Annotated in this window: 21 protein-coding genes; 8 read left to right on the top strand and 13 right to left on the bottom strand. The window is 53.1% G+C overall.

Annotation, left to right across the window (positions count from 1 at the left end; translation table 11 throughout):
• Positions 1-112: 112 nt before the first annotated feature.
• The 3 genes from citR to QUE34_RS03355 all read left to right on the top strand — a co-directional run bounded on the left by citR (position 113) and on the right by QUE34_RS03355 (position 2,984).
• On the top strand, positions 113-1,015 hold the full coding sequence (gene citR, locus QUE34_RS03365; RefSeq protein ID WP_024212087.1) for a DNA-binding transcriptional repressor CitR: 903 nt from the start codon (positions 113-115) through the stop codon (positions 1,013-1,015).
• Positions 1,016-1,161: 146 nt separating this feature from the next.
• Positions 1,162-2,382 carry a phosphoadenosine phosphosulfate reductase gene (locus tag QUE34_RS03360; RefSeq protein WP_286338924.1) on the top strand — a complete coding sequence of 407 codons (1,221 nt, stop codon included), beginning with the start codon at positions 1,162-1,164 and terminating at the stop codon, positions 2,380-2,382.
• Positions 2,355-2,984, top strand: coding sequence for an IbrB-like domain-containing protein (locus QUE34_RS03355; RefSeq protein ID WP_000528558.1), 630 nt, complete (start codon positions 2,355-2,357; stop codon positions 2,982-2,984). Before QUE34_RS03360 ends, QUE34_RS03355 begins: the two co-directional genes overlap by 28 nt.
• Here the strand turns inward: QUE34_RS03355 and ybdL are convergent, their stop codons facing one another.
• Positions 2,985-4,145 carry a methionine-oxo-acid transaminase gene (gene ybdL / locus QUE34_RS03350; RefSeq protein WP_088542211.1) on the bottom strand — a complete coding sequence of 387 codons (1,161 nt, stop codon included), beginning with the start codon at positions 4,143-4,145 and terminating at the stop codon, positions 2,985-2,987.
• A gap of 108 nt (positions 4,146-4,253) precedes the next feature.
• Between ybdL and hcxA the strand changes: the two genes are divergently transcribed.
• The gene (gene hcxA / locus QUE34_RS03345) at positions 4,254-5,342 is read left to right on the top strand and encodes a hydroxycarboxylate dehydrogenase HcxA (RefSeq protein ID WP_032302659.1); all 1,089 of its coding nucleotides are present in this window, start codon (positions 4,254-4,256) and stop codon (positions 5,340-5,342) included.
• A 9-nt stretch (positions 5,343-5,351) separates the two neighbouring features.
• Here the strand turns inward: hcxA and QUE34_RS03340 are convergent, their stop codons facing one another.
• The 7 genes from QUE34_RS03340 to entC all read right to left on the bottom strand — a co-directional run bounded on the left by QUE34_RS03340 (position 5,352) and on the right by entC (position 12,805).
• Positions 5,352-5,549 (bottom strand): YbdD/YjiX family protein, encoded by a 198-nt coding sequence (locus QUE34_RS03340; protein WP_000460431.1) that lies wholly within the window; start codon positions 5,547-5,549, stop codon positions 5,352-5,354.
• Positions 5,550-5,690: 141 nt separating this feature from the next.
• The gene (cstA, locus tag QUE34_RS03335; protein WP_001043157.1) at positions 5,691-7,796 is read right to left on the bottom strand and encodes a pyruvate/proton symporter CstA; all 2,106 of its coding nucleotides are present in this window, start codon (positions 7,794-7,796) and stop codon (positions 5,691-5,693) included.
• Positions 7,797-7,976: 180 nt separating this feature from the next.
• The gene (gene entH, locus QUE34_RS03330) at positions 7,977-8,390 is read right to left on the bottom strand and encodes a proofreading thioesterase EntH (RefSeq protein ID WP_000637953.1); all 414 of its coding nucleotides are present in this window, start codon (positions 8,388-8,390) and stop codon (positions 7,977-7,979) included.
• Between the two features lie 2 nt (positions 8,391-8,392).
• A complete protein-coding gene (entA, locus tag QUE34_RS03325) occupies positions 8,393-9,139 on the bottom strand; it encodes a 2,3-dihydro-2,3-dihydroxybenzoate dehydrogenase EntA (protein WP_000347647.1) in 747 nt (248 codons plus the stop codon).
• Positions 9,139-9,996: an enterobactin biosynthesis bifunctional isochorismatase/aryl carrier protein EntB gene (gene entB / locus QUE34_RS03320; protein WP_032302658.1), complete on the bottom strand. Its 858-nt coding sequence runs from the start codon at positions 9,994-9,996 to the stop codon at positions 9,139-9,141. The genes entA and entB overlap by 1 nt, the downstream gene beginning before the upstream one ends.
• A gap of 13 nt (positions 9,997-10,009) precedes the next feature.
• Entirely contained in the window at positions 10,010-11,620 is a 1,611-nt protein-coding gene (gene entE / locus QUE34_RS03315; protein ID WP_000026822.1) for a (2,3-dihydroxybenzoyl)adenylate synthase EntE, read from the bottom strand.
• A gap of 9 nt (positions 11,621-11,629) precedes the next feature.
• On the bottom strand, positions 11,630-12,805 hold the full coding sequence (entC, locus tag QUE34_RS03310) for an isochorismate synthase EntC (RefSeq protein WP_002431411.1): 1,176 nt from the start codon (positions 12,803-12,805) through the stop codon (positions 11,630-11,632).
• Between the two features lie 188 nt (positions 12,806-12,993).
• On the opposite strand from entC, the gene fepB reads away from it, so the two are divergent.
• The gene (gene fepB, locus QUE34_RS03305) at positions 12,994-13,950 is read left to right on the top strand and encodes a Fe2+-enterobactin ABC transporter substrate-binding protein (RefSeq protein ID WP_032302657.1); all 957 of its coding nucleotides are present in this window, start codon (positions 12,994-12,996) and stop codon (positions 13,948-13,950) included.
• 3 nt (positions 13,951-13,953) lie between these two features.
• Here the strand turns inward: fepB and entS are convergent, their stop codons facing one another.
• Complete coding sequence (gene entS / locus QUE34_RS03300; protein ID WP_001041789.1) at positions 13,954-15,204, bottom strand: enterobactin transporter EntS; 1,251 nt, start codon at positions 15,202-15,204, stop codon at positions 13,954-13,956.
• Between the two features lie 110 nt (positions 15,205-15,314).
• On the opposite strand from entS, the gene fepD reads away from it, so the two are divergent.
• From fepD to fepC, 3 genes are read left to right on the top strand one after another with little or no spacing between them, the layout of a single operon-like run.
• Positions 15,315-16,319 carry a Fe(3+)-siderophore ABC transporter permease gene (gene fepD, locus QUE34_RS03295; RefSeq protein ID WP_001295314.1) on the top strand — a complete coding sequence of 335 codons (1,005 nt, stop codon included), beginning with the start codon at positions 15,315-15,317 and terminating at the stop codon, positions 16,317-16,319.
• Entirely contained in the window at positions 16,316-17,308 is a 993-nt protein-coding gene (gene fepG / locus QUE34_RS03290) for an iron-enterobactin ABC transporter permease (RefSeq protein ID WP_000640941.1), read from the top strand. The genes fepD and fepG overlap by 4 nt, the downstream gene beginning before the upstream one ends.
• Complete coding sequence (fepC, locus tag QUE34_RS03285; RefSeq protein WP_000140646.1) at positions 17,305-18,120, top strand: iron-enterobactin ABC transporter ATP-binding protein; 816 nt, start codon at positions 17,305-17,307, stop codon at positions 18,118-18,120. Before fepG ends, fepC begins: the two co-directional genes overlap by 4 nt.
• Here fepC and wzz(fepE) read toward each other — a convergent pair.
• The 4 genes from wzz(fepE) to fes all read right to left on the bottom strand — a co-directional run bounded on the left by wzz(fepE) (position 18,117) and on the right by fes (position 24,767).
• The gene (gene wzz(fepE), locus QUE34_RS03280; protein ID WP_105268415.1) at positions 18,117-19,250 is read right to left on the bottom strand and encodes an LPS O-antigen length regulator Wzz(fepE); all 1,134 of its coding nucleotides are present in this window, start codon (positions 19,248-19,250) and stop codon (positions 18,117-18,119) included. The two genes, fepC and wzz(fepE), sit on opposite strands and share 4 nt — an antisense overlap.
• A 215-nt stretch (positions 19,251-19,465) precedes the next feature.
• Complete coding sequence (gene entF, locus QUE34_RS03275; RefSeq protein WP_103253836.1) at positions 19,466-23,347, bottom strand: enterobactin non-ribosomal peptide synthetase EntF; 3,882 nt, start codon at positions 23,345-23,347, stop codon at positions 19,466-19,468.
• Positions 23,344-23,562: an MbtH family protein gene (locus QUE34_RS03270; protein WP_000885808.1), complete on the bottom strand. Its 219-nt coding sequence runs from the start codon at positions 23,560-23,562 to the stop codon at positions 23,344-23,346. The genes entF and QUE34_RS03270 overlap by 4 nt, the downstream gene beginning before the upstream one ends.
• Positions 23,563-23,564: 2 nt before the next feature.
• Positions 23,565-24,767 (bottom strand): enterochelin esterase, encoded by a 1,203-nt coding sequence (gene fes / locus QUE34_RS03265; RefSeq protein WP_105268416.1) that lies wholly within the window; start codon positions 24,765-24,767, stop codon positions 23,565-23,567.
• Positions 24,768-24,878 lie beyond the last annotated feature (111 nt).

The following is a 24,878-nucleotide window of genomic DNA, read 5'->3' as shown; positions in this document are numbered from 1 at the left end:
TAGAAAAACTTAATCCAGAGTTAAGTAATAAAACATAACAAATATAAATAAAACAGTAGAATCATTGATTACAAGAATGATTTATGGAAAAGATAATATAACGGAGTATGTTATGGCTAATCTTTATGATTTAAAAAAATTCGACCTCAATTTACTGGTCATATTTGAGTGCATTTATCAACACCTCAGCATTAGCAAAGCAGCAGAATCATTATATATAACGCCATCTGCCGTTAGTCAGTCGTTACAACGTTTACGCGCGCAATTTAATGACCCGTTATTCATCCGCTCAGGGAAAGGTATCGCGCCGACTACAACAGGGTTAAATCTGCATCACCATCTTGAGAAAAATCTCCGAGGCCTTGAACAAACGATCAATATCGTTAATAAGTCTGAGCTGAAGAAAAATTTTATTATCTACGGTCCTCAGCTTATTTCTTGTAGTAATAACAACATGCTAATCCGCTGTCTAAGACAAGATACTTCAATCGATATAGAATGCCATGACATACTGCTTTCAGCTGAAAACGCTGAAGAATTGTTAGTTCAACGCAAAGCTGACCTGGCAATTACACTGCAACCAGTAATTAGCCGCTCTGTCATCTGCATGCCGGTACATACTATTCGCAATTCTCTTATATGTAGCAACAAACATCCTCGTATTACCGATACCAGTAACTATGAACAAATTATCGCCGAAGAATTCACCTTGTTGATATCTAAATCAGCAGGGATTGACGAAATTCAAATGGACATAGATGAACGTTTTATGAACCGTAAAGTTTCATTTCGCAGTTCTTCTTTGTTGACGATAATTAATAGTATTTCTGTTACTGACTTATTGGGCATTGTGCCCACCGAACTGTACGATTTACATCGTGATTTTTTGAAGTTACAAGAGATAAAACTGGAACGACCACTTCCTACGGTTAAACTTTATATTTCCTATAACAAGGCTTCGTTGAACAACCTTGTCTTCTCACGATTCATAGATCGTTTAAATGATAGCTTCTGATTTATTACCACGGATAAATGTTATATTACGCATCAATTGATTCATTGTGTGAATATAAAATAATGTGCTCTATCTTGCTTCGTTTACCCTATAATTAGCGGATTCATCTCACAAGTCACCCAGTAACGTTCAGAGAGCGTTTTCAGATGTCTGTTTATAAAATCCCTCTTCCGCTGAATATTTTAGAAGCTGCACAGGAACGTATTACCTGGACACTTAACACATTGCCCCGTGTTTGCGTTTCTTTTTCGGGGGGTAAAGATTCCGGATTAATGCTGCATCTTACCGCCGAACTTGCCAGAAAATTGGGAAAAAAAATCTGCGTTTTGTTTATCGACTGGGAAGCACAGTTCTCTTGTACCATCGACTATGTACAGTCGTTACGCGAGTTGTATACCGACGTTATTGAAGAGTTTTACTGGGTAGCACTCCCACTCAAGACGCAAAATTCCCTTTCACAATACCAACCAGAATGGCAGTGCTGGGAATCTGATGTCGAATGGGTGCGTCAGCCCCCGCAAGAAGCGATAACCGATCCTGACTTTTTCTCCTTTTACCAGCCAGGCATGACCTTCGAACAATTTGTACGTGAGTTTGCCGAATGGTTTTCACAAAAACGTCCGGCGGCGATGATGATCGGCATCCGTGCGGATGAGTCCTACAACCGTTTTGTCGCCATCGCCAGTTTAAGTAAACAACGTTTTGCCGATGATAAGCCCTGGACCACAGCCGCACCAGGCGGTCACAGCTGGTACATTTACCCCATCTACGACTGGAAAGTAGCTGATATCTGGACCTGGTATGCTAATCATAAATCCCTATGTAACCCATTGTATAATATCATGTATCAGGCAGGCGTTCCCCTGCGTCATATGCGAATTTGCGAACCTTTTGGCCCGGAGCAACGGCAAGGATTATGGCTCTATCACGTTATCGAACCGGATCGCTGGGCTGCTATGTGCGCACGAGTTAGCGGGGTAAAAAGTGGCGGCATTTACGCCGGACATGACAATCATTTTTATGGTCATCGGAAAATCCTCAAACCAGAGCATTTAGACTGGCAAGAGTATGCATTATTGCTGCTTGATAGCATGCCGGAGAAAACGGCTGAGCATTACCGCAACAAAATTGCCATTTACTTGCATTGGTATCAGAAAAAAGGTGTCGAGGTGCCACAGACCCAGCACGGGGACATTGGCGCGAAAGATATCCCCTCCTGGCGGCGAATTTGCAAGGTGTTACTGAATAACGATTACTGGTGTCGGGCATTATCATTTAGCCCAACCAAAGCGAAGAATTATCAGCGTTATAACGAACGGATAAAAGTAAAACGTCAGGAGTGGGGAATACTATGCAACAACAATTAACGCAGGATTTAACCCAATTTCTCGCCAGCTTGCCGGAAGACGATCGCATCAAAGCGATTAACGAAATCCGCCTGGCGATCCATCAGGTTAGCCCCTTTCGTGAAGAGCCAGTAGATTGTGTTCTGTGGGTTAAAAACAGCCAACTTATGCCAAATGATTACAACCCAAACAATGTGGCACCGCCCGAGAAAAAACTGTTACAAAAATCCATTGAGATAGATGGTTTTACCCAACCTATTGTGGTCACGCACACAGATAAAAATGCTCTGGAAATCGTGGATGGCTTTCACCGTCATGAAATTGGTAAAGGCTCTAACACGTTAAAAATGCGATTAAAAGGATATTTACCGGTCACCTGTCTGGAAGGAACACGTAACGAACGCATCGCCGCGACTATTCGTCATAACCGCGCTCGTGGACGCCACCAAATTACAGCCATGTCAGAAATCGTTCGTGAACTCAGCCAGTTAGGATGGGACGACAATAAAATCGGCAAAGAGCTGGGTATGGACAGCGACGAAGTGTTGCGCCTGAAACAAATTAACGGCCTGCAAGAGTTATTTGCTGACCGTCAATATTCCCGCGCCTGGACAGTAAAATAATTACAGCTGGCGCAGGCGTTCAGCTGCCGCCAGCAACGTCGATTCCTTCTTGGCAAAACAGAGACGAATGAGCTTATGGGGGAAGGGATCGGCGCAAAATACCGACAGCGGGATCGCCGCCACGCCATGCTCCCGCGTCAGCCACTGGCAAAACTCAACGTCATCCAGCGAAGAAACCGCGCTGTAATCCACCAGCAAAAAGTAAGTGCCTTCGCACGGTAAAATCTCCAGCCGACTCTCACTTAAGGCGTTCACCAGAATATCGCGCTTCTGGCGATAAAAGTCCGGTAACGCAAGGTAGTGTTCAGGTTCTGCTCGCAGCATATCGGCAAGGGCCAGCTGCGCCGGGGTATTCACCGAAAAAGTCAGATACTGATGCACTTTGCGGATCTCGGCGCTGATGGGCGCAGGCGCAACGCAATAGCCCACTTTCCAGCCGGTCATATGATAGGTCTTGCCAAACGATGACACCGCCACCGCCCGCTCACGCAGTTGCGGATGCGCCAGCACACTGGCATGGCCCTGCTGTGAAAAGTTGATATGCTCGTAAACTTCATCGCTAATGACAAAAATCTCGTGCCCGGCAATTGCCTGCCACAAAGCGGAAAAATCAGTCTGCTGCCAGACAGTAGCACTGGGGTTATGCGGGGTGTTAAGGATCACCAGTCGGGTGCGCTCGCTTAACAATGCGGCAAATTCCTGCCAGTCCACGCGAAAATGCGGTGGTTGCAGTGCAATACGTTTCACTATTCCACCCGCAAGCGTGATGGCGGGGGCGTAACTGTCATAGCTGGGATCAAAGCAAATCACTTCATCGCCATTGCGCACCAATGCAGTAATCGCTGCGTACAGCGCTTCCGTCGCCCCTGCTGTTACGGTGATATCGCTGTCGGCATCTGGTTGATAGCCATACAGCCGTTCCGTTTTCTGAACAATCGCCTCGCGCAAGGCCTGCACGCCGGTCATGGGTGCGTATTGGTTTGCTCCGTGGGCAACGTGGTACGCCAGCCGTTCCTGCAAATAGCGCGGACCATCAAAATCAGGAAAGCCTTGCGACAGGTTAATCGCCTGGTGTTGCTGCGCCAGTGCGCTCATCTGGGTGAAAATAGTGGTGCCAAGTTGTGGAAGTTTGCTTTGTGGAATCAGAGGGTTATTTGTCATTTTTATTGTGCCTGACAAAGTTGCGTGTTGAAGCCACTATAACACGATGCTAGTATTTGGCAATCAAGACGTTTAGATGTCTAAATAAAACAATAAGGACAACACAACATGCCTCACAATCCTATCCGCGTCGTCGTTGGCCCTGCTAACTACTTTTCTCATCCCGGCAGTCTCAATCACCTGCATGATTTTTTCACTGATGAACAACTTTCTCGCGCAGTGTGGATCTACGGTGAACGTGCACTTGCCGCGGCGCAAACCAAACTTCCATCGGCGTTTGAACTGCCAGGAGCAAAGCATATTTTGTTTCGCGGTCATTGCAGTGAAAGCAATGTGCAACAACTGGCGGCTGAGTCCGGTGACGATCGCAGCGTGGTGATTGGCGTCGGCGGCGGCGCACTGCTCGACACCGCGAAAGCCCTCGCCCGCCGTCTCGGTCTGCCGTTTGTTGCCGTTCCAACGATTGCCGCTACCTGCGCTGCCTGGACACCACTCTCTGTCTGGTACAACGATGCCGGACAGGCGCTACATTATGAGATTTTTGACGACGCCAATTTTATGGTGCTGGTGGAACCGGAGATAATCCTCAATGCGCCGCAAGAATATCTGCTGGCAGGAATCGGTGACACGCTGGCGAAATGGTATGAAGCGGTGGTGCTGGCTCCTCAGCCAGAAACGCTGCCGCTAACCGTGCGGCTGGGAATCAATAATGCGCAGGTCATTCGCGACGCCTTGTTAAACAGTAGCGAACAGGCGCTTGCCGATCAGCAAAATCAGCAGTTAACGCAATCATTTTGCGATGTGGTCGATGCGATTATCGCCGGAGGCGGAATGGTCGGTGGTCTGGGCGATCGTTTTACGCGTGTGGCGGCGGCCCATGCCGTGCATAACGGTCTGACCGTTTTGCCGCAAACCGAGAAGTTTCTCCACGGCACCAAAGTCGCCTACGGAATTCTGGTGCAAAGCGCCTTGCTGGGTCAGGATGATGTGCTGGCGCAATTAACCGGGGCGCATCAGCGTTTTCATCTGCCGACCACGCTGGCGGAGCTGGAAGTGGATATCAATAATCAGGCAGAGATCGACAAAGTGATTGCGCACACCTTGCGTCCGGCGGAATCCATTCATTACCTGCCGGTCACGCTGACACCAGATACGTTGCGTGCAGCGTTCGAAAAAGTGGAATCGTTTAAAGTCTGACGTACAGATTTAGCAGCAGCGCGCGCCACCTTTTCCACCGTAGCGCGCGTCCTGCCGCTCACGGAAAAACTCCTCGTAGGTCATCGGCGTTTGATCGGGATGGTTAACCCGCATATGTTCGACATAGTTGTCGTAATCGGGCATACCAATCATCAGCTTCGCTGCCTGACCTAAATATTTTCCGGCTTTTGCCAGTGAATCAAACATCAATACCTCCGGTAATCAGATTGCTGAGAGAGTGCATTAATAGCTATCAACGCGCTCGGTCAGTCCCCTCGCCCCACCGGGGAGAGGGTTAGGGTGAGGGGGAACCCTAGGCACTACGCCAACATCCCCCTCACTCTGACTTTAGTGCGCGCCTTTCGCCTGCGCCACGATCTCCTCGACATTTTCCGGCATTGGCTCATACGGCGTTTCTTTCGCCGTTGGCTTCGGCTCTTTCAATGCCGCCAGTGCCGTCTTAATCGAGAACAGCGCCAGAACCACCACGACCACCATAAAGAAGATGGTTAACCCGGCATCCAGACGGTTGTTGAACACCAGTTGCGCCAGTTGTGACTCAGTATACTGCGACGGAATATTGCCGCTGTCGATCATTGCCTGGAACTTGTTAGCAATCGCCAGGAAACCGACTTTCGCATCCGGGCTAAACGCTTTCTGCCAGCCTGCGGTCAGGGTACAAATCAGCAGCCAGGCCGTTGGTACCAGCGCCACCCAGGCGTAACGTTGACGTTTCATTTTGAACAACACCACGGCACAGAGCATCAGCGCCATCCCTGCCAGCATCTGGTTGGCAATACCAAACAGCGGCCACAGAGTGTTAATACCGCCCAGCGGATCGACCACGCCCTGATGCAGGAAGTAGCCCCACGCCAGCACGCACAGCGCCGTTGCCAGCAGGTTAGCAGGCAGTGAATCGGTCCGTTTCAGACCCGGAGAAACCACGCCCAGCAGATCCTGCAACATAAAGCGCGCAGCACGCGTACCTGCATCCACCGCCGTCAGAATAAACAGTGCTTCAAACAGAATGGCGAAGTGATACCAGAACGCCACATCCATCATGCCGCCCAGCGCACCGTGCAGAATGTAGGCCATCCCCACCGCCAGCGTCGGCGCACCGCCCGCACGGGAAATGATCGACTGTTCACCCACTTCGCTGGCAATCTGATTTAACGTATCTGGCGTAATGCTAAAGCCCCAGCTACTCACTACCTGCGCAGCAGATGCCACTACATCCGCCGTCCCCGCCGGAGCCAGCACCGCCATCGGGCTGTTCATCGCGAAGTACACGCCCGGATCGATGATACAGGCAGAAACCAGTGCCATAATCGCCACGAAGGATTCCATCAACATCCCGCCGTAGCCGATAAAGCACGCCTGACCTTCGTTCGCCAGCATCTTCGGTGTGGTGCCGGAAGAGATCAGCGCATGGAAGCCAGACACCGCGCCACAGGCGATAGTAATAAACAGGAACGGGAACAGATTACCGGTCCATACCGGGCCAGTGCCATCTACAAACTTGGTCAGCGCAGGCATGGTCAGCGTCGGACGCATAATCAAAATGCCTACCGCCAGACCGACGATAGTCCCGATTTTCAGGAAGGTAGAGAGGTAGTCACGCGGAGCCAGCAGCAACCACACCGGCAGAACCGCCGCCACAAAACCGTAACCCACCAGCATCCAGGTCAGCTGCACGCCGGTAAAGTCAAAGTACGGTGCCCAGGTCGGGCTTTCTGCCACCCAGCCGCCAGAGATAATGGCGAAAATAAGGAATACCAGGCCAATCACCGACACTTCCCCAATGCGGCCTGGACGCAGATAGCGCAGGTAAATCCCCATGAACAGCGCCAGCGGAATGGTGAACGCAACGGTATACGTTCCCCACGGGCTATGAGTCAGGGCTTTCACCACGATCATCGCCAGTACTGCAAGAATAATGACCATGATCATAAAGCAGGCCACCAGCGCAATCACCCCGGCGGTTGGCCCCATCTCTTCTTTAACCAGCTCGCCCAGCGAGCGACCGTCACGGCGCGTGGAAACAAACAGCACCATAAAATCCTGCACCGCACCGGCGAGAACCACCCCGGCAAGTAGCCAGATCATCCCCGGTAGGTAGCCCATTTGCGCCGCCAGTACCGGCCCCACCAACGGGCCTGCTCCGGCAATGGCCGCAAAATGGTGACCGAACAGCACTTTCTTGTCCGTCGGCACATAGTCCAGCCCGTCGTTATGGCGCACCGCTGGCGTCATACGCGTCGGGTCAACCGCCAATACATTTTTGGCAATATAAAGACCATAAAAACGGTAAGCGATCAGATAGATACAGACCGACGCTACCACAATCCACAGCGCGTTGATCTGTTCCCCACGATTTAAAGCAATGTATCCCAGAGCAAATGCTCCCATTACAGAGAGCACTGTCCAGACGAGGTATTTCCCTGATTTGTTCATAGTTGTTATCCGTGTGCGTGTCCATAGAGATGTTACATTTTGTTTCTATAACATCTTTGTGCAATTTAACAACACGGCAACTATGTAAATCGGAGTTGAAACCAATATTTAACTTAACAATGTTAACTTGATCACTTCGTTAACTGAGTTTTCCTGCAATCTCATTTAATTCTGTCGGGTTCATCCCAAAACCGCCGTACCCAGCCGACAAGTACAGCAACGCCGCCCCTGCTCATCGAAAACAACGATTTCCCAGCTCTGATTTTGCCGCCCAAGATGCAGCGGCTGGCAGACGCCGCGTACCTTTCCCTCAGACACTGGGCGATGATGTGTGGCGTTAAGCTCCGTGCCCACCACGCACTGTCCGTCGCGAGTCATCATAAATCCGGCCATCGATCCCAGGGTTTCCGCCAGCGCCGCCGACGCGCCGCCATGCAGCAGGCCAAACGGCTGATGAGTACGGGTATCAACCGGCATTTCGGCTTCCAGCACATCATCGCCCAGACGGGTATACACAATTCCAAGATGCGCCACCATTGTGTTATCGCTGGTGGCGTTCAGTTCGTCGAGCGTTAAATGGCGTTTCCAGATCATGCTTATGCCCCCAGTGTTGAGCCGCCATCTACCACAATATCCTGTAGGGTGATATGGCTTGCGAGGTCAGAGGCGAGGAACAAAATCGTGTTGGCGATCTCTTGTGGACGGGCGATTTTCCCCAGTGGAATGCCGAGTTTAAACTGCTCGCCAAAGCCGCGAATACGCTGCTCTTCGGCGTCATCACTCACCCACAGCGTGCGTTGCATATCGGTGTCGGTGGACCCCGGGGAAACCACATTACAGCGCACACCGCTACCCGCCAGTTCCAGCCCGACGCTCAACGCCAGGCTTTTCAGCGCCGCTTTCGACGCACCGTAAGCACTCATACCAATACGCGGCGTGTGTGCAGCGTCGGACGCCACAGTAACAATCGCCCCGCCCCGCTGACGGCGAAACTGGTTCATGGTCTGCTGGAACAAGTTAAATGCGCCACCGACGTTGACCGAAAAAGTCTGCTGCCAGTCCTCTTTACTGAGCTGATCGGTCGCGCCCATGCGCAAAATTCCCGCCGCATTGACCAGCACGTCCAGTCGCTCCGTTTGCGCTAACAGTCGCTGACACACTTGCGCCACCTGCGCAGCGTCGGCTACATCCATTACTTCGGTCGCAAAGGGATATTGCTCCAGAGTGAACGCTTGATCAAAACCTGTAACTTTCGCTCCGGCCTCAACAAATGCCAGCGCCGTGGCGTAGCCAATACCTTTCCCCGCACCGGTTACCCAGACATTTTTGCCGCTGAAATCCATCATTTCACCTCGCGGGAGAGTAGCTTCCACCAGGCATCGATGGTCGGATTTTTCGCCAGCATGACAAAATCGATATCGCCATGCACTTTGCGCCAGCGCGCCGCCAGCGCCATCATGCGCACCGAATCCAGACCGTAATCAATTAGGTTGTCGTCATCGAACGGCTCATCGGACTCGTCCAGCAACGGCAAGATCACCTCACGCAGCGCCGATTTGCTGGCGGGGATAGGTACTGGCAGCAATTCTTCGGTCATCACCACCCGGCCAGAACGTCCGGCCACATATTTCAGCGACATCAAATGCTCGTCACGGCTGAAATCGGCCAGCGCATCTGCCACCATAAACGGTTTAATATCGCGCATAAATGCGTCGGTTGCGGTGGTCATACAGCCAATGTGGGCGTACACCCCGGTTATAATCAGTTGGTTACGTCCACTCTCTTTGAGCATTTGTTCCAGCGGAGAACGATGAAACGCGCTGTAGCGCCACTTCACCAACACCGTGTCGTCGGCATCTGGCGTCAGGCGATCCACCACCTTTTGCTGTTCCGGTGAACGGGTCAGGCCCGGCCCCCACATATCATTCAACAGCGCCCGATCTTCATCGCTCTGCTCTTTCGGCTGGGCGGTGTAATAAACCGGGATATTGTGCTGTTTGCAGTAGTCGCGTAGTGCCGCAATATTCGCGATCACCTGCTCCATCATCGGGCAGTTCTCGCCCCAGAAGCTAACAAAATAGTCCTGCATATCATGGATTAACAACGCGGCACGTTGCGGCTCAAAGGCCCAGTTGACTTTATTGTGCGGAATATCGTGAGACTCCGGCAGTGCGTAAGCCTGTAATTTTGGAATAGCCATCGTGTTCTCTCCTTCAGGCTGATGCGCGTGACGCCAGCCACTGACGTAATTGTTTTTTATCGACTTTCCCGACCGCCGTCAGCGGAAGTGAATCTACACACTCCACGCGATCCGGTAATTTAAATTCGGCAATACCCTGTTCACGCAGGAAACGACGCACCTGTACCGCACGCAGTGGTTCTTTTACCACCAGATAAGCACAGCTTTTTTCGCCCATCAGCTCATCTTCCATGCTCACCAGTGCGGCGTAGATCACTGCCGGATGGCGCAGTAACAGGTTTTCGATCTCTTCGGCAGCGATCTTCTCGCCGCCACGGTTGATCTGATCTTTCTCGCGCCCCTGCACGGTGATGTACCCCTCTGGATCAATAGAGATCAGATCGCCGGAACAGTAAAAACCGTTGGCATCAAAGGCGCTGGCATTGTGCTGTGGACTTTTGTAATAGCCGCGGAAGGTGTACGGCCCGCGCGTCATCAGGCGTCCAACCTCCCCTTGCGGCAGTGGATTTCCGTCAGCATCGGCAACCCACACTTCATCATCCGGACACATTGGATAGCCCTGGGTATGGATAATTTTTTCCGCGCTATCATCAAGACGGGTGTAGTTCACCAGCCCTTCCGCCATGCCGAATACCTGCTGTAACTGGCAGCCAATCTCTGCGGGAATACGCGCCGCAAGCGTGGCAGAAAGACGTGCGCCACCGACCTGTAACAGTTTCAGCGAGGCAAGCTGCGCCCGGCTTTCGCCTTCAGCCAGTGCCTGCAACCACAGGCTGACTGCTGGCGGCACCAGCGCGGTGACGTTCACCTGATGTTTTTCAATCAATGGGAAACAAAGCGTGGCGCTGGGGTCGGCAGCCAGAACGACAGTGCCGCCAGCGAGAAATACCCCCAACGATCCCGGCGAACTCATGGCGTAGTTATGAGCCGCCGGGATCGCGCACAGGTAGCGCGTTTGTTGCGTGAACTGACAAATCTCGACGCTACGACGCACGCTGTAGTAGTAGTCGTTATGAGTGCGCGGGATCAGTTTCGGTGTGCCGGTGGTGCCGCCGGAAAGCTGGAAATAGGCCACTTCATCGGCAGGTGACGGTGTGGCAGTAAAATCCTCTGCCGGATGGTTAATCGCATCCTGCAAGTTATGCTCACCGCTGTCGTTCAGCAGCTGCACCACGCGAATGGAGGAGTGCTCTGCAACAAATGTATTGAGGAAATCATCCCCGCTAAACAGCGCATGTTGGCGATCGGCAATCAGTAACACCGGTTTAATCTGGCTGGCGTATGCGTTCATTTCACTACGCTGATGACTGAACAGCGCCAGTACCGGTGCAACGCCCAGTTTTAACAGCGCAAAAAAGGTAATATACAATTCAGCGACGTTACCCAGTTGTACCAGTGCGGTTTCACCGGGTTTAATGCCCTGACGACGCAAGCTACAGGCGAGATTATCCGCCGCCTGATTCAGTTCCCGGTAACTCAACTGACGCTCGCCGTCGATGACCGCGATGCTGTCGCTTGCGGCATGACGGGTCAGAATGTCGGTCAGCGGCAAATCCTGCCAGTAGCCTTTTTCCCGATAGCGACGGGCAAACTCTTCCGGCCAGCGGGTGAATGGAATGCTCATCCTCGCTCCTTAATGCAATCCAAAAACGTTCAACATGGTAGAAAGTTTGACGCCCGTTTCGCGCCATTCACCCAACGGTGAGGACGCAGGCACAATCCCCGCTCCGGCAAACAGACGCACCTGATTTTCCCGCAGCTTCGCGCAGCGGATGGTCACCACCCACTCGCCGTTACCTTCGCTGTCACACCAACCCACAATGCCGCCAAACAGTTCGCGGTCGAACGGTTCCAGCTCAGCAATCACCTGGGTCGCGGCCTGATGCGGGAAACCGCTCAGCGCGGGGGTCGGATGCAGCAGACAGGCCAGAGTCAATGCATTTTCTTGCGAATTCGCTTTGCCTTCAAAGGGTGTTGCGAGATGCCACAGCGTCGGCGTGGTGATCAATTGTGGGGAGGATGGAACGTGTAACTCACTACTGCGTTCGCGCAGTACCTCTTTCATCGCCTGAGTCACCAGTTCATGTTCATGGCGATCTTTTTCTGACGCCAGCAGACGATTACCCGCTTCGCGATCAAGCACGTCATCCGGCTGACGACGCGCGGAACCGGCTAACGGAATCGAGCTAAAACGCTCGCCGTCTTTACGTAGCAGCAGTTCCGGGCTGGCTCCCAGCAGGACGCCACCATCAGCTAACGGCACATGGAAGTTGTAACTAACCGGGTTTTGCGCAATCAACCGTTCCAGCAATACGCCACTATCAATGGCGGCGTCAGTGGTGATATCAATCAACCGTGACAACACCACTTTGTCGACTTGCGGCGTGGCGGTAAGTGCGGCGGCGCGGGCAACCATCTGTTCAAACGTAGTTTGTTCCGGAATTGCCTGACGTTCCACCACGTTCAGCGACTGGCTGCGAGTAAAACGGCGGGCTGAAGTCTGTTTTTCCTGCCGGGAGAACGACTGCCAGGATTCGGGAATATACAGCGACGAAGGCTGACGTGGATCGAAGGGAATCGCCCCAACCATCACCGGATTTTTAATGCCCTGCGCTTTGGCATCGGCAAACAGCGCGGTGAGTTTTTGCTGGAAGGGACTGTCGGGCGAATCCCCGTTCACAGCCGGTTCATCAAAGCGGGCGAAACATCCTGACGTCGTAAAACTGCGGTACGGCGACATAAAGAAAAAGCGATTGGGCGCAAGTGTTGCCATGGTCTGCTGTACTTCCTCAGCCAGTGACGTATCCATATCATCCTCCACAAAATGATAAAGGCTTTAATAATGATTATCATTTATATTTTCGGTCGCTAACCTAAAAGCAAACGAGCACTATGTCAACTCTTGAGGTAATGCAATCTGCAAGTCGGGGTTGCATCTGCTTGTGGTTACAATGAAAATGAGAAGCATTAACTTCATTAATAACAGGAAGCTGATTTGTGAGACTCGCCCCGCTCTACCGCAACGCCCTTCTTTTAACTGGAATTTTGCTTTCAGGAATATCCGCAGTTCAGGCTGCCGACTGGCCGCGTCAGATTACTGACAGTCGTGGTACTCATACCCTGGAAAGCCAGCCGCAACGTATTGTTTCCACCAGCGTCACCCTGACCGGCTCACTGCTGGCGATTGATGCACCAGTGATCGCCAGCGGCGCGACCACGCCGAATAACCGCGTAGCGGATGACCAGGGTTTTTTACGCCAGTGGAGTAAGGTAGCGAAAGAACGCAAACTGCAACGTCTCTATATCGGCGAACCGAACGCCGAAGCAGTAGCGGCACAAATGCCAGATCTGATTTTAATTAGCGCGACCGGCGGCGATTCAGCGCTGGCGCTATACGATCAGCTTTCCACTATCGCACCAACGTTAATCATCAATTACGACGATAAAAGCTGGCAGTCGCTGTTAACGCAACTTGGCGAAATTACCGGGCATGAGAAACAAGCGGCAGAGCGGATTGCACAGTTTGATAAGCAACTGGTGGCGGCGAAAGAGGAAATCAAATTACCGCCGCAGCCGGTCACTGCCATTGTCTATACCGCCGCTGCACACAGTGCCAATCTCTGGACGCCTGAATCAGCACAAGGCCAGATGCTGGAACAACTCGGCTTTACGCTGGCCAGGTTGCCCGCAGGCTTAAACGCCAGCCAAAGCCAGGGCAAACGCCATGACATCATTCAGCTTGGTGGGGAAAATCTGGCGGCAGGGTTAAATGGCGAGTCGCTATTCCTGTTCGCCGGTGATCAGAAAGACGCCGATGCGATTTATGCCAATCCACTGCTCGCGCACCTGCCTGCAGTACAAAACAAGCAGGTTTATGCGCTGGGAACCGAGACGTTCCGACTGGATTACTACAGCGCCATGCAAGTGCTGGATCGGCTTAAGGCGCTGTTCTAAGCATTAACTGTCAGACGCTGTCACCTGCGGCGGCGTCTGGCGAAAACGACGCAACTCTACCAGTACCAGCAACAACAACACGCCGATAATCAACAAACCAAAACCACTCGCGCTTGCGGAGGCCACCGGCGTCATCATCGCTCCCAGACCGCCCAACAGCGCTGCGCCTATAGCATCGCCCGTCACGTTTTGTGCCGTCCACAAACCGTTAATCCGCCCTAACATCGCTTCCGGGGTTTGCGTTTGCAGCATTGTGTATTGCAGCAACGAACTAACCGCGCTCAACCAGCCGAACAGCGCCAGACAAACCACGCCTAAAATCCACATCGGCATCAGGCCAAACAAACCAATGGCGAGGAACGATCCCAGCGTGGAGAGCAGCATCAATAACCCTGGTCGCGCACTATGTGCCAGCTTCCCGCTGGTTAACGCGCCAATAGCTGCACCGAGCGGGATCGCCGCATAGAGAAAACCAATCTGTGCCGCCGACATCTGCCAGTTGTCAGCCAGCGCCGGATACAGTACCCGTACCGCGCTCGCCATCGTCAATAAACCCCCCAGCAGCGCAATCCCTCCCACCAGCGGGCTGGCAAGCAGAAAACGAAATCCTGCCAGTAATGATTTCAACGGATGCTCACGCGGTTGCGGTGGCGGAGGTAGCGCCGGAAGGCTTAACAACGGTAGCAAGGTAATAAACGTGCCCGCCGCCGCCAGCCCGTAGTTCCAGGCTACGCCGCCAGTCGCCAGCAGTAAGCCGCCAATCATGGGCGAAATTACCGATCCCAGCCGCACGGTCAACATGGTGATTGCCCCGGCCTGCATTAAATTTTCACGCCCAACTAATGCCGGAGTCGCCGCCAGAAGCGCCGTAACGCCAAGTGACGCGAAAAAGCCATCCCATAATCCGAGTAAATAGATTGCCAGCAAAGACGGCTCCGGCAGCAACGCGTTCAGGCACAGACCAATGAAGCCAATGCCACAGGTGCCGCGCGCCAGCAAAATCACTTTTTTGCGCTCATAGCGATCCGCCAGCACACCGCCGACCATCAAGCCGACAAACATCGCCCCGCCGGTCAGCGTCACCGAAAGACCCACCTGCCAGGTAGAATGCGTCATCATCTGGATCTGCACTGGCACCGCGACGCCGAGCAAACCCAGAGAAACAATAGAGATAAAACGAGCGAGGAATACTGCGCGAAACGCCGGGTGCGTTTTCAACAGGCTGAGGTTAAGCAGCCAGGATTGTTTATTCATTACAATGCCTTGCCATCAAATATTTTAAATACCTATTCTTAGGCTGCACATGCTAACATATCCAAATAAGATCGATAACGATAATTAATTTCATTATCATGGAAGTTCGTATGTCTGGTTCTGTTGCCGTGACACGCGCCATTGCCGTGCCCGGATTGCTGTTATTACTGATTATCGCGACGGCATTAAGCCTGCTCATTGGAGCAAAATCACTCCCCGCTTCCGTAGTGCTGGAGGCCCTCTCCGGCACCTGCCAGAGCGCCGACTGCACCATCGTGCTCGACGCGCGACTGCCGCGTACCCTTGCCGGTTTACTGGCAGGCGGCGCGCTTGGCCTTGCCGGGGCGTTAATGCAAACCCTCACCCGAAACCCACTTGCCGACCCCGGCTTGCTTGGCGTGAACGCCGGGGCCAGCTTTGCCATTGTGCTGGGCGCGGCGCTGTTTGGTTACTCATCCGCGCAGGAACAACTGGCGATGGCCTTCGCCGGGGCGCTGGTGGCCTCGTTGATTGTTGCCTTTACTGGCAGCCAGGGCGGTGGGCAGTTAAGTCCGGTGCGTTTAACTCTGGCGGGCGTGGCGCTGGCGGCAGTGCTGGAAGGGCTGACCAGCGGCATCGCCCTGCTTAATCCCGACGTCTACGATCAACTGCGTTTCTGGCAAGCCGGTTCGCTGGATATTCGTAATTTACACACCTTAAAAGTGGTGCTGATCCCTGTGCTGATCGCCGGAGCAACTGCGCTATTACTGAGCCGCGCACTGAACAGTTTAAGCCTCGGCAGTGACACCGCGACGGCGCTGGGCAGTCGCGTAGCACGCACGCAGTTGATTGGGCTGCTGGCGATTACCGTGCTTTGTGGTAGTGCGACGGCGGTAGTTGGCCCGATTGCCTTTATTGGCCTGATGATGCCGCATATGGCGCGCTGGCTGGTAGGTGCCGATCATCGCTGGTCGCTGCCCGTCACGCTGCTTGCCACACCTGCCCTGCTGCTGTTTGCCGATATTATCGGGCGGGTGATTGTTCCCGGCGAACTGCGCGTTTCTGTAGTCAGTGCCTTTATTGGCGCACCAGTGCTGATCTTCCTTGTACGACGTAAAACGCGAGGTGGCGCATGATTTACGTCTCTCGTCGATTAATTATCACCTGTCTGCTGTTGCTAATAGCTTGTGTGATGGCAAGCGTGTGGGGATTACGCAGCGGTGCCGTCACGCTGGAAACCTCTCAGGTATTTGCCGCGCTGATGGGTGACGCACCGCGCAGTATGACAATGGTGGTCACCGAATGGCGTTTACCGCGGGTACTAATGGCACTGTTGATTGGTGCGGCACTGGGCGTCAGCGGCGCGATTTTTCAGTCGTTGATGCGTAACCCACTCGGCAGCCCTGACGTAATGGGCTTTAACACCGGAGCGTGGAGCGGCGTGCTGGTGGCGATGGTGCTGTTTGGTCAGGACCTGACGGCTATCGCGCTGGCAGCAATGGCGGGCGGCATTATCACTTCGCTGCTGGTCTGGCTGCTTGCCTGGCGTAACGGTATCGACACCTTTCGGTTGATTATTATCGGCATCGGTGTTCGCGCCATGCTGGTGGCCTTTAATACCTGGCTGTTGCTGAAAGCGTCATTAGAAACGGCGCTAACAGCGGGTTTGTGGAATGCCGGATCGCTCAATGGCCTGACGTGGGCAAAAACCTCGCCCTCCGCGCCCATCATTATATTGATGCTAATTGCCGCCGCCTTGCTGGTAAGGCGGATGCGCTTGCTGGAGATGGGCGATGACACCGCGTGTGCGTTAGGCGTCAGCGTCGAACGTTCGCGGCTGTTAATGATGCTGGTCGCCGTAGTACTTACCGCAGCTGCCACTGCCCTGGCGGGGCCGATTTCCTTTATTGCTTTAGTTGCGCCACACATTGCCCGCCGCATCAGCGGCACCGCTCGCTGGGGTCTAACCCAGGCAGCGCTGTGCGGTGCGCTGTTACTGCTGGCAGCCGATCTCTGTGCTCAACAACTGTTTATGCCGTATCAACTTCCGGTTGGCGTCGTTACCGTCAGCCTCGGCGGTATTTACCTTATCGTCTTGTTAATTCAGGAGTCTCGCAAAAAATGACCGAATCAGTAGCCCGTTTGCGTGGCGAACAGTTAACCCTAGGATATGGCAAATATACCGTTGCGGAAAATCTGACTGTAGAAATTCCTGATGGTCACTTCACGGCAATTATCGGGCCAAATGGCTGCGGTAAATCCACGTTGCTGCGTACCTTAAGCCGCCTGATGACGCCTGCTCACGGGCATGTCTGGCTGGATGGCGAGCACATTCAACATTACGCCAGTAAAGAGGTCGCACGCCGGATTGGTTTACTGGCGCAAAACGCCACCACGCCGGGAGATATCACCGTGCAGGAGCTGGTGGCGCGTGGGCGATACCCGCATCAACCGCTGTTTACCCGCTGGCGCAAAGAAGATGAAGAAGCGGTAACGAAAGCGATGCAGGCCACGGGAATAACTCATCTGGCAGATCAAAGCGTGGATACCCTTTCTGGCGGACAACGCCAGCGAGCGTGGATCGCGATGGTGCTGGCCCAGGAAACGGCAATTATGCTACTCGACGAACCCACCACCTGGCTGGATATCAGTCATCAGATTGATTTGCTGGAATTGTTAAGCGAACTGAACCGCGAGAAAGGCTATACCCTGGCGGCGGTACTGCACGATCTTAATCAGGCCTGTCGGTACGCTAGCCATTTGATTGCATTACGTGAAGGGAAAATTGTCGCTCAAGGAGCACCAAAAGAGATAGTCACTGCTGAACTGATTGAGCGTATTTATGGTTTGCGTTGCATGATCATTGACGATCCGGTAGCCGGAACTCCGCTTGTGGTGCCGCTCGGACGAACGGCACCTTCAACCGCGAAGATTTAAACTAAGTGGTCTGCCATCATGGCATCCTGTTTTCTGGATGCCATGGCATGGCGCAACAGCACGCTACCACAAGCCACCATACCGCCGATCAACGCAGAAAGGATCACGATAATCGCCTTACCCGGCCCGTCTTTTTTCACTGGCAATGACCGGCTTAACTGATATTTAAACGGCGTAAAATTCACATCGTTGATATTTGCTTTTGTTAGCTGCTCAACAAGATACTGACGATTACGTAATTCACCGTTCAGTTCCGCAACGTCAGTAACCGCTTTTTCAATTTCCAGTTTGCGTTCAATACCGTCTGCGCCGAGAGAAATAGAGAAATCGGGGTCATCTTTAACGGCCTGACCATTACTGTAAACGGGCTTTTTAATTCCTGCCGCGTTGGCAATGTCGAGTGAATAATTGAGGCGCTGAATGTTTGCATCAAGTTGATTTTTCGTTTTAATGCGATCCTGAGCCAGTTTTTCTTTTTCAAACTGGGTTTTGATCTCCAGTTTATTACGGACGTTTTCTATCGACTCTTTCACCACCAATGCAGAGATATAATCGATATACCCGCTCAAAACGGTCTGCGCCTCTTCACTGGTTGGCGCGGTAAAACTTAGCGTCCAGGAGGCATACAGTGACGGTTCATCTTTTTTCTTACTGGCATTGTCATCAACCGCTTTCATTTTTTCGCTCAATGCGACGATAGCGCGATGCAAATCCAGTTCGTCGATTTTCGCCTCTTTTAATTGGTCCATCACATAAGGTGATGAGCGCAGGTACTCTTCCAGTAAGCTAACAGACTGAAACTTCTTGATAAACAGGTTAAATGCTTCTGTACGATCAATTTTGATATCCAGATCCAGCACACGAAGCTTAGTGAATGTTTTCTCAAGCGCCTGCCACTGAACAGGTTCTGGAGGCGTGACAACCGCCGCGCTGGTCCATTTTTGCGGCAGGATGAAAGAGATCAGTAAACCTGCGCAGACAAACGCAAAAACGACCGCCATGACCGTTTTTTTGGCCCGCCATAAAACTTCAATTAGATTAAGTAAATCAATTTCATTATTACTGGGCGACGCCAGAGGATACTCGGGAAAATGAGCGTCACTTCCCTGTTTAATATTCAGTGATGACATGGGGTATAACCTGAAAATGAGTCCAATAGGGGGAAATCTCCACGGCGCTCACTTTACCAGTTGGTGAGAATTATCCGAAGCTGAAGTTTGTAAATTCCTCCCACTGAATGCAACATTCACTCTATTTCAGAGAAATATCCGTTAAATTGATAAATTAAATAAATAATAAACCCATAATCATTTATTGTAATTATGGGTTTATAGATAATATAAATTTACTTATTTAGCGTCGCACGAATAATTGGCCCTATTTTTTCAAACGCCATCGGCGAGATAATATCCACATGCGCGCAATCATGACGATAGATATCCAGCTCCGCAATCCATGGTGCCCAGGCCCGTTCGGGAGTCATCCCCTCCTGAAGCGTGCGTTCGGCAACAAACAGCGTCGCTTTTCCATCAAACGGAACACTATGGGCAGTGGTCAACAAGCGCACTGCATCAGCGTAGTTGCCTTCAATGGTGGTAAACAGCTCCGTTGAAGTATTTCCCTGCTGTGCCGCCAGGAAAGCTTCACGTTCGCGGTTAATCTCCGCCAACACTTCCGGGTCCAGACCATTAGCTTCTTTTTCCTGCCAGTTCTGCGTTTCTGGCGGCCAGGTATCCAGCAAGCCAAGAAATGCCACCTGTTCGCCACGGGCACGCAGCCGTGCCGCAATCCCCTGCGCCAGCGTACCGCCCAGCGAATACCCCAGCAGGTAATAAGGGCCGTGCGGTTGTTGTTCAAGTAACGTTGCCAGATGTGCTTCGCAGACTTCATCCAGGTTTGCCGCCGTCTGCATGGGGCCATGAGGGCGCGGAGACTGGATGCCAATAATCGACCATTGAGGATCGAGATAACGCGAGAGCACGCTAAACTGCCAGGCAAAACCAGATGCTGGATGGAAACAAAACAGCGTCGGGCCATTACCTTCACGCAACGGCAGGATGGTTTCAAATCCCATGCGCTGGGTGCTGTCTTCTTCACCATCAATAACCGTTGCCAGTTTGGCGACGGTTGACGCGACCATCACCTGCCCCGGCGTCACCTGACGGGCAAACTGTCGACTAAGTTGTGCTGCCAGTTTCATTGCCAGTAGCGAATGACCGCCAAGCGCGAAGAAATCAGCGTCAGCATCCTGCACGTCACAACCCAGCAATGACGAGAACGCCGTGGCGATAATCGTTTCACTGCCCGCTTTCGGCGCACGCCCCGACGCTTGTGCCTTCAGTTCCGGCAACGGTAAGGCTTTGCGATCCAGCTTACCGTTGGCGCTAAGTGGTAACTGCGGCAGTTGCAGCAGAACCACGGGCACCATATGCGGTGGCAATTTTTCGCGAAGCTGCGCCTGCAATGCGCTGGTATCCAGCGGCAGGCCCGATTGCGACACCAGATAGCCCACCAGTTGACGCGCATCCCCCCCGGTGGCTGCCGCCTGATTAATCACACAAGCGTGGGTAACTGCTTGCTCGACATCCGGCAGAGCCTGCATCACGCGATCGATTTCGCCCAGTTCAATCCGCTGACCACGAATTTTTAGCTGATCATCACTACGCCCGAGATACTCCACCGCGCCGTTATCCAGCCAGCGGGCAACATCTCCGGTACGGTACATGCGTTCACCTGGCGCGAAAGGATCGGCAATAAAGCGGCTGGCTGTCAGATCGGGTCGTCCAAGATACCCCTGCGCCAGTTGAATACCGGTGAGATAGAGATCGCCTGCCACACCCGGCGGCACCGGATGCATCATCGCATCGAGAATGCGCAGGCCCGTGTTCCACACCGGGTAGCCAATCGGCACACTGCTGCCGCGTACCGCTGCAAGTTCAGCACCAAAGGCTGGATACCAGCTCACATCCACCGCCGCTTCCGTCGGGCCATAAAGATTATGTAACGGCGCGCCAGTTAACTGCTGCCATTCGCGACATAAATCGGCTGGTAAGGCTTCTCCACTACAGAAAACCTGTTTCAACGTCGCGCAACTCTGGCGAGCGGTTTCCGGCGTCAACGAAGCAACAAACGCCGCCAGCATCGACGGTACAAAATGCGTGGTCGTTACGCCATATTCAGCAAAGAATTGCTGCATAGCGAACGGATCGCGGTGCGCTTCCGGTTCAGCCATCACCAGTTTCGCCCCTGCAATAAACGGCCAGAAAAACTCCCACACCGAGACATCAAAACTGCACGGCGTTTTTTGGGCAACAACATCTTCGCCTGTGAGCGGGTAGTGGTTTTGCATCCATAACAGGCGGTTAACGATAGCCGTCTGCCCGACCATCACCCCTTTCGGCCTGCCGGTGGAACCGGAGGTAAAGATGATATAAGCCGTGTGGTGCGGTTGTGAAAGTTGCAGCGGCGCACTGCCCTGCGGTGTAAGCGGGGCGTTATAGCAAAGACTGGTTAAATTGGGGATATCGCTAAAGCGCGGCAGTTGATCATCGGTGGTGATTAACAGTGACGGACGCGCATCTTCCAGCATCATTTTCAGGCGATCGTCCGGATAGCCCGTATCCAGCGGTAGCCAGGCCGCACCTGCTTCAACTATCGCATGTAGCGCCATAGTCAAAAAGACCGAGCGCGGTAGTGCCACCGCTACGCTGTCGCCAGGTTTAACGCCGCGCTCACGCAGCAGATTCGCCAGCGCCACCACCTGCTCGCGCATTTCCCGATAACTGAACTGGTAACGCACATCTGCCAGTGCCGGAGCATCCGGCGTTTTTGCCGCCTGTTCTGCCACCAGCGCACTCAGTGTGGTTTCTGGAATCTCAACCTGAGTGGCGTTGATCTGCGCCAGCTGTGCATACTCTTCTGGCAGCAGAATATCGACATCGCCGCACAACCGCGCCGGATCCGCGGCAAACTGCGCCGTCAGCATTTTCAGCCGTTCAGCATGCTTGATTAACGTTGGCTCATCGTAACGCTGTTTATTGGCGAGGATCTCAATACTCAAATCACCGTTTTCATCCGGGAAAAGGGCCAGTTCAAGGTCATTAACCGGACCGGTTGCCAGGGTATGGGTTTGCGCCTGTACCCCCGGAATATCTAACTGATAATCAAATACTTTAATATTGAGCACCGGACCGAACAGCGGTTCCTCTCCCGCCGCGCGCCCGCTGTCACGGACAATTTGTTCGGCATCGTAACGTTGATGACGACGCATTTTTTTCAGTTGTGCCGCTAGTCGTGCTGCCAGTTGCGGCAATGTTTCTTGTGCCTCAATGTGAATACCCAACGGCAACACGTTGAGCACGGGTCCGGTAGCCGTCAGCGCCGCTGAGCCCAGTCGACGCATAAAGATAAATCCGGCGGCGTAGTCCATGCGGCTGCACAATCGCCCCAGCCACAAAGCCGCCAGCGCAAGGGCTATATCGGTACGTTGTACACCTGAAAGTTGCGTAGCCAACTGGCGGAATTCCCCGCCGTTAAATTCCAGTTTCAGACGCAAAATATCTGCCGAGGCGCTGCGCCCCGGTAAAGGGGCTGGAGAAAGTGACGCGGGCGGTGGTAGTTGACGACGCTGTTCCGCCCAGAATGCCGCATCACGCTGCCAGGCTTCGCTTTCGCGGTACTGCTGGTACTCTTCCACGACATCAGCGAAAGGCGTAAACGGCGAAGCAGGCGTTGGTTCGCCACACCCCCATGCACAGTAAATGTTGGCGATCTGGCGGGTAATGACCGGGAAACTGAAGCCATCGACCAGCAAATGGTGGTAACGCTGATACCAGTACCAGCGGTTATCTGCCACCTGTATCAGTTGATGAAAAACCAGAGGTTTACCGCTATCGACGCGCAGATCTTGTTGCAAATCCGCCTGCATTAATGCCTGCGCAGTACCGTGCGGATCAATGTTGGTTCGCAGGTCGATAATTTCTGGCAGTTCGAACGTCAGCGCATCATCGACCCATTGCCAGACTTCGCCGTTATCTTCCGTAAAACGCATCCGCAGCGTATCTGCTTGCGCTAATCCGGCAACCACCGCGCGAGCCAGTAATGGCGCATCAACATCTCCGGTTAACTCAACGTAATGCGCCACGCTCCAGGCGGAGGGTAAATCCGACAGTTTTTCTGCCATCCAGATGCCGGGCTGTGCGGCAACTAAAGGTAAATGCTGGCTCATTGCGCCTCCTGCTGCTGGATGAAATTCGCCGGTGTCAGAGTACGCCAGTGGGCGTCCAGCCACTGCTGGCAGGACGCCTGTGACTGCGGCTGACACACAACATCCCAGCCTGCCGGTAAGGCGCACTGTTGCGGCCACAGACTGAATTGCCCCTGCGCATTGCGTAAAATGTAAAACACGCCCTGCGGATCATCGAAGGGATTACTGAATGCCATATTCAACTCCTGTCATGGAAAAGTGGTTGCCAGAGGTCGATTAGCCCCTGCATCAAGCCACCGCGCCAACAAAGCGCATCATGTCCGCCGTCAACCTGACGCCAGAAAATGGATTCTTTTAGGGGGGGTAATTGCGCATACAGCGCCTGATTGGCCCGCATAATCATCGGCTCGCGAAGACCCGCTTCCAGCACAATGCGCAGACCTTCGGCGCTAACTTCACCAGCTTTGAGCTGTTCAAGTAACATGCCCTCTTGCTGACCGCTCCGGTGCGGCCACCAGTACGATCCCGACTGGCTTAATACACAGCCAAAGCGTTCAGGCCAGTGCAGTCCGGCATACAGCGCGGAAAGCCCACCAAAACTCTGCCCGGCGACCACAGTACGATCGGCGCGATCGCTAAAGGGGGCGATAGTTTTCACCTGGGGTAATAACTCTTGCTGTACTGCCAGCCAGAAATCCGCATTACATGGCAGTTCGTGGGCACGTTGCGTGGTGTCGATAGCGTCGATCAACACGTACACGGCGGGAGGAAGTTGCTGACGATGGGTCAACGAAGTCAGCGCAGGCCAGACGGGCATACTCTGCGCCCAAAATTCGCCATCAAGTAAAACTGCCAGCGGACGTTCTTCTGCTGTTGCATCGCCGGTGGTAAAAATCCATACACGGCGTGAATTTTTCAACCGTTCACTTTTCCAGATAATTTCTTTGGCAGGCGTTTCTGGCGCTTGCGGACAATCCCATCCTGGTTGCAGGGGCGCTTGCGGCATTTCGAGTGCAGAAACAGCGTGCCCTCGCCCGCCTTTCCAGCTTTGTGGATTCAGCGGATCGGCTATCGCCAGGGGTAATAGTTTTCGCCAGCCTTCGCGCAATTCGAGGCGATCAGGTGATGGAGCAGAAAAAATGTCATCACGTTCGGTAGGAATAAAACAGTAGCTGCCGCGCCAGTTGGCATTGAGTTGTGTCGTCCACTGCCAGACATCGGTCCCTGCAATTCGCTGCATCGACTGGGGCTGGCTGTTCTGATGGTGATCGGTCACGCCAGTGATATAGACCCATACGCGCTTTATCGTCGAGTGGTCTTCAGAACCTTGTGGATCACGCCACCAGAAAGTGACCTGATACATTTCGTCATTCAGACGCTGACATTCCGGGCCATGTTTCGACTGCCACCAGCTCTCACTTCCTACTTTTAACGCCGTCACACCATAACCCCATGTTTACTGTGCAATTTTTCATTGATTGCAGAAATATATTGATAATATTATTGATAACTATTTGCATTTGCAATAGCGTAATGGCGCGCCGTGGGAAGC

The organism is Escherichia sp. KS167_9B (assembly GCF_030295215.1).
Classification (GTDB): Bacteria; Pseudomonadota; Gammaproteobacteria; order Enterobacterales; family Enterobacteriaceae; genus Escherichia; species Escherichia coli_F.
The sequence above is the reverse complement of the archived record's forward strand: the minus strand, read 5'-3'. Positions and strand labels throughout refer to the sequence as shown.

Coding starts and splice junctions, on each gene's coding strand:
- citR (WP_024212087.1), top strand. CDS start 113: ATGGCTAATCTTTATGATTTAAAAAAATTCGACCTCAATTTACTGGTC.
- QUE34_RS03360 (WP_286338924.1), top strand. CDS start 1,162: ATGTCTGTTTATAAAATCCCTCTTCCGCTGAATATTTTAGAAGCTGCA.
- ybdL (WP_088542211.1), bottom strand. CDS start 4,145: ATGACAAATAACCCTCTGATTCCACAAAGCAAACTTCCACAACTTGGC.
- hcxA (WP_032302659.1), top strand. CDS start 4,254: ATGCCTCACAATCCTATCCGCGTCGTCGTTGGCCCTGCTAACTACTTT.
- QUE34_RS03340 (WP_000460431.1), bottom strand. CDS start 5,549: ATGTTTGATTCACTGGCAAAAGCCGGAAAATATTTAGGTCAGGCAGCG.
- cstA (WP_001043157.1), bottom strand. CDS start 7,796: ATGAACAAATCAGGGAAATACCTCGTCTGGACAGTGCTCTCTGTAATG.
- entH (WP_000637953.1), bottom strand. CDS start 8,390: ATGATCTGGAAACGCCATTTAACGCTCGACGAACTGAACGCCACCAGC.
- entA (WP_000347647.1), bottom strand. CDS start 9,139: ATGGATTTCAGCGGCAAAAATGTCTGGGTAACCGGTGCGGGGAAAGGT.
- entB (WP_032302658.1), bottom strand. CDS start 9,996: ATGGCTATTCCAAAATTACAGGCTTACGCACTGCCGGAGTCTCACGAT.
- entE (WP_000026822.1), bottom strand. CDS start 11,620: ATGAGCATTCCATTCACCCGCTGGCCGGAAGAGTTTGCCCGTCGCTAT.
- entC (WP_002431411.1), bottom strand. CDS start 12,805: ATGGATACGTCACTGGCTGAGGAAGTACAGCAGACCATGGCAACACTT.
- entS (WP_001041789.1), bottom strand. CDS start 15,204: ATGAATAAACAATCCTGGCTGCTTAACCTCAGCCTGTTGAAAACGCAC.
- fepD (WP_001295314.1), top strand. CDS start 15,315: ATGTCTGGTTCTGTTGCCGTGACACGCGCCATTGCCGTGCCCGGATTG.
- fepG (WP_000640941.1), top strand. CDS start 16,316: ATGATTTACGTCTCTCGTCGATTAATTATCACCTGTCTGCTGTTGCTA.
- fepC (WP_000140646.1), top strand. CDS start 17,305: ATGACCGAATCAGTAGCCCGTTTGCGTGGCGAACAGTTAACCCTAGGA.
- entF (WP_103253836.1), bottom strand. CDS start 23,347: ATGAGCCAGCATTTACCTTTAGTTGCCGCACAGCCCGGCATCTGGATG.
- QUE34_RS03270 (WP_000885808.1), bottom strand. CDS start 23,562: ATGGCATTCAGTAATCCCTTCGATGATCCGCAGGGCGTGTTTTACATT.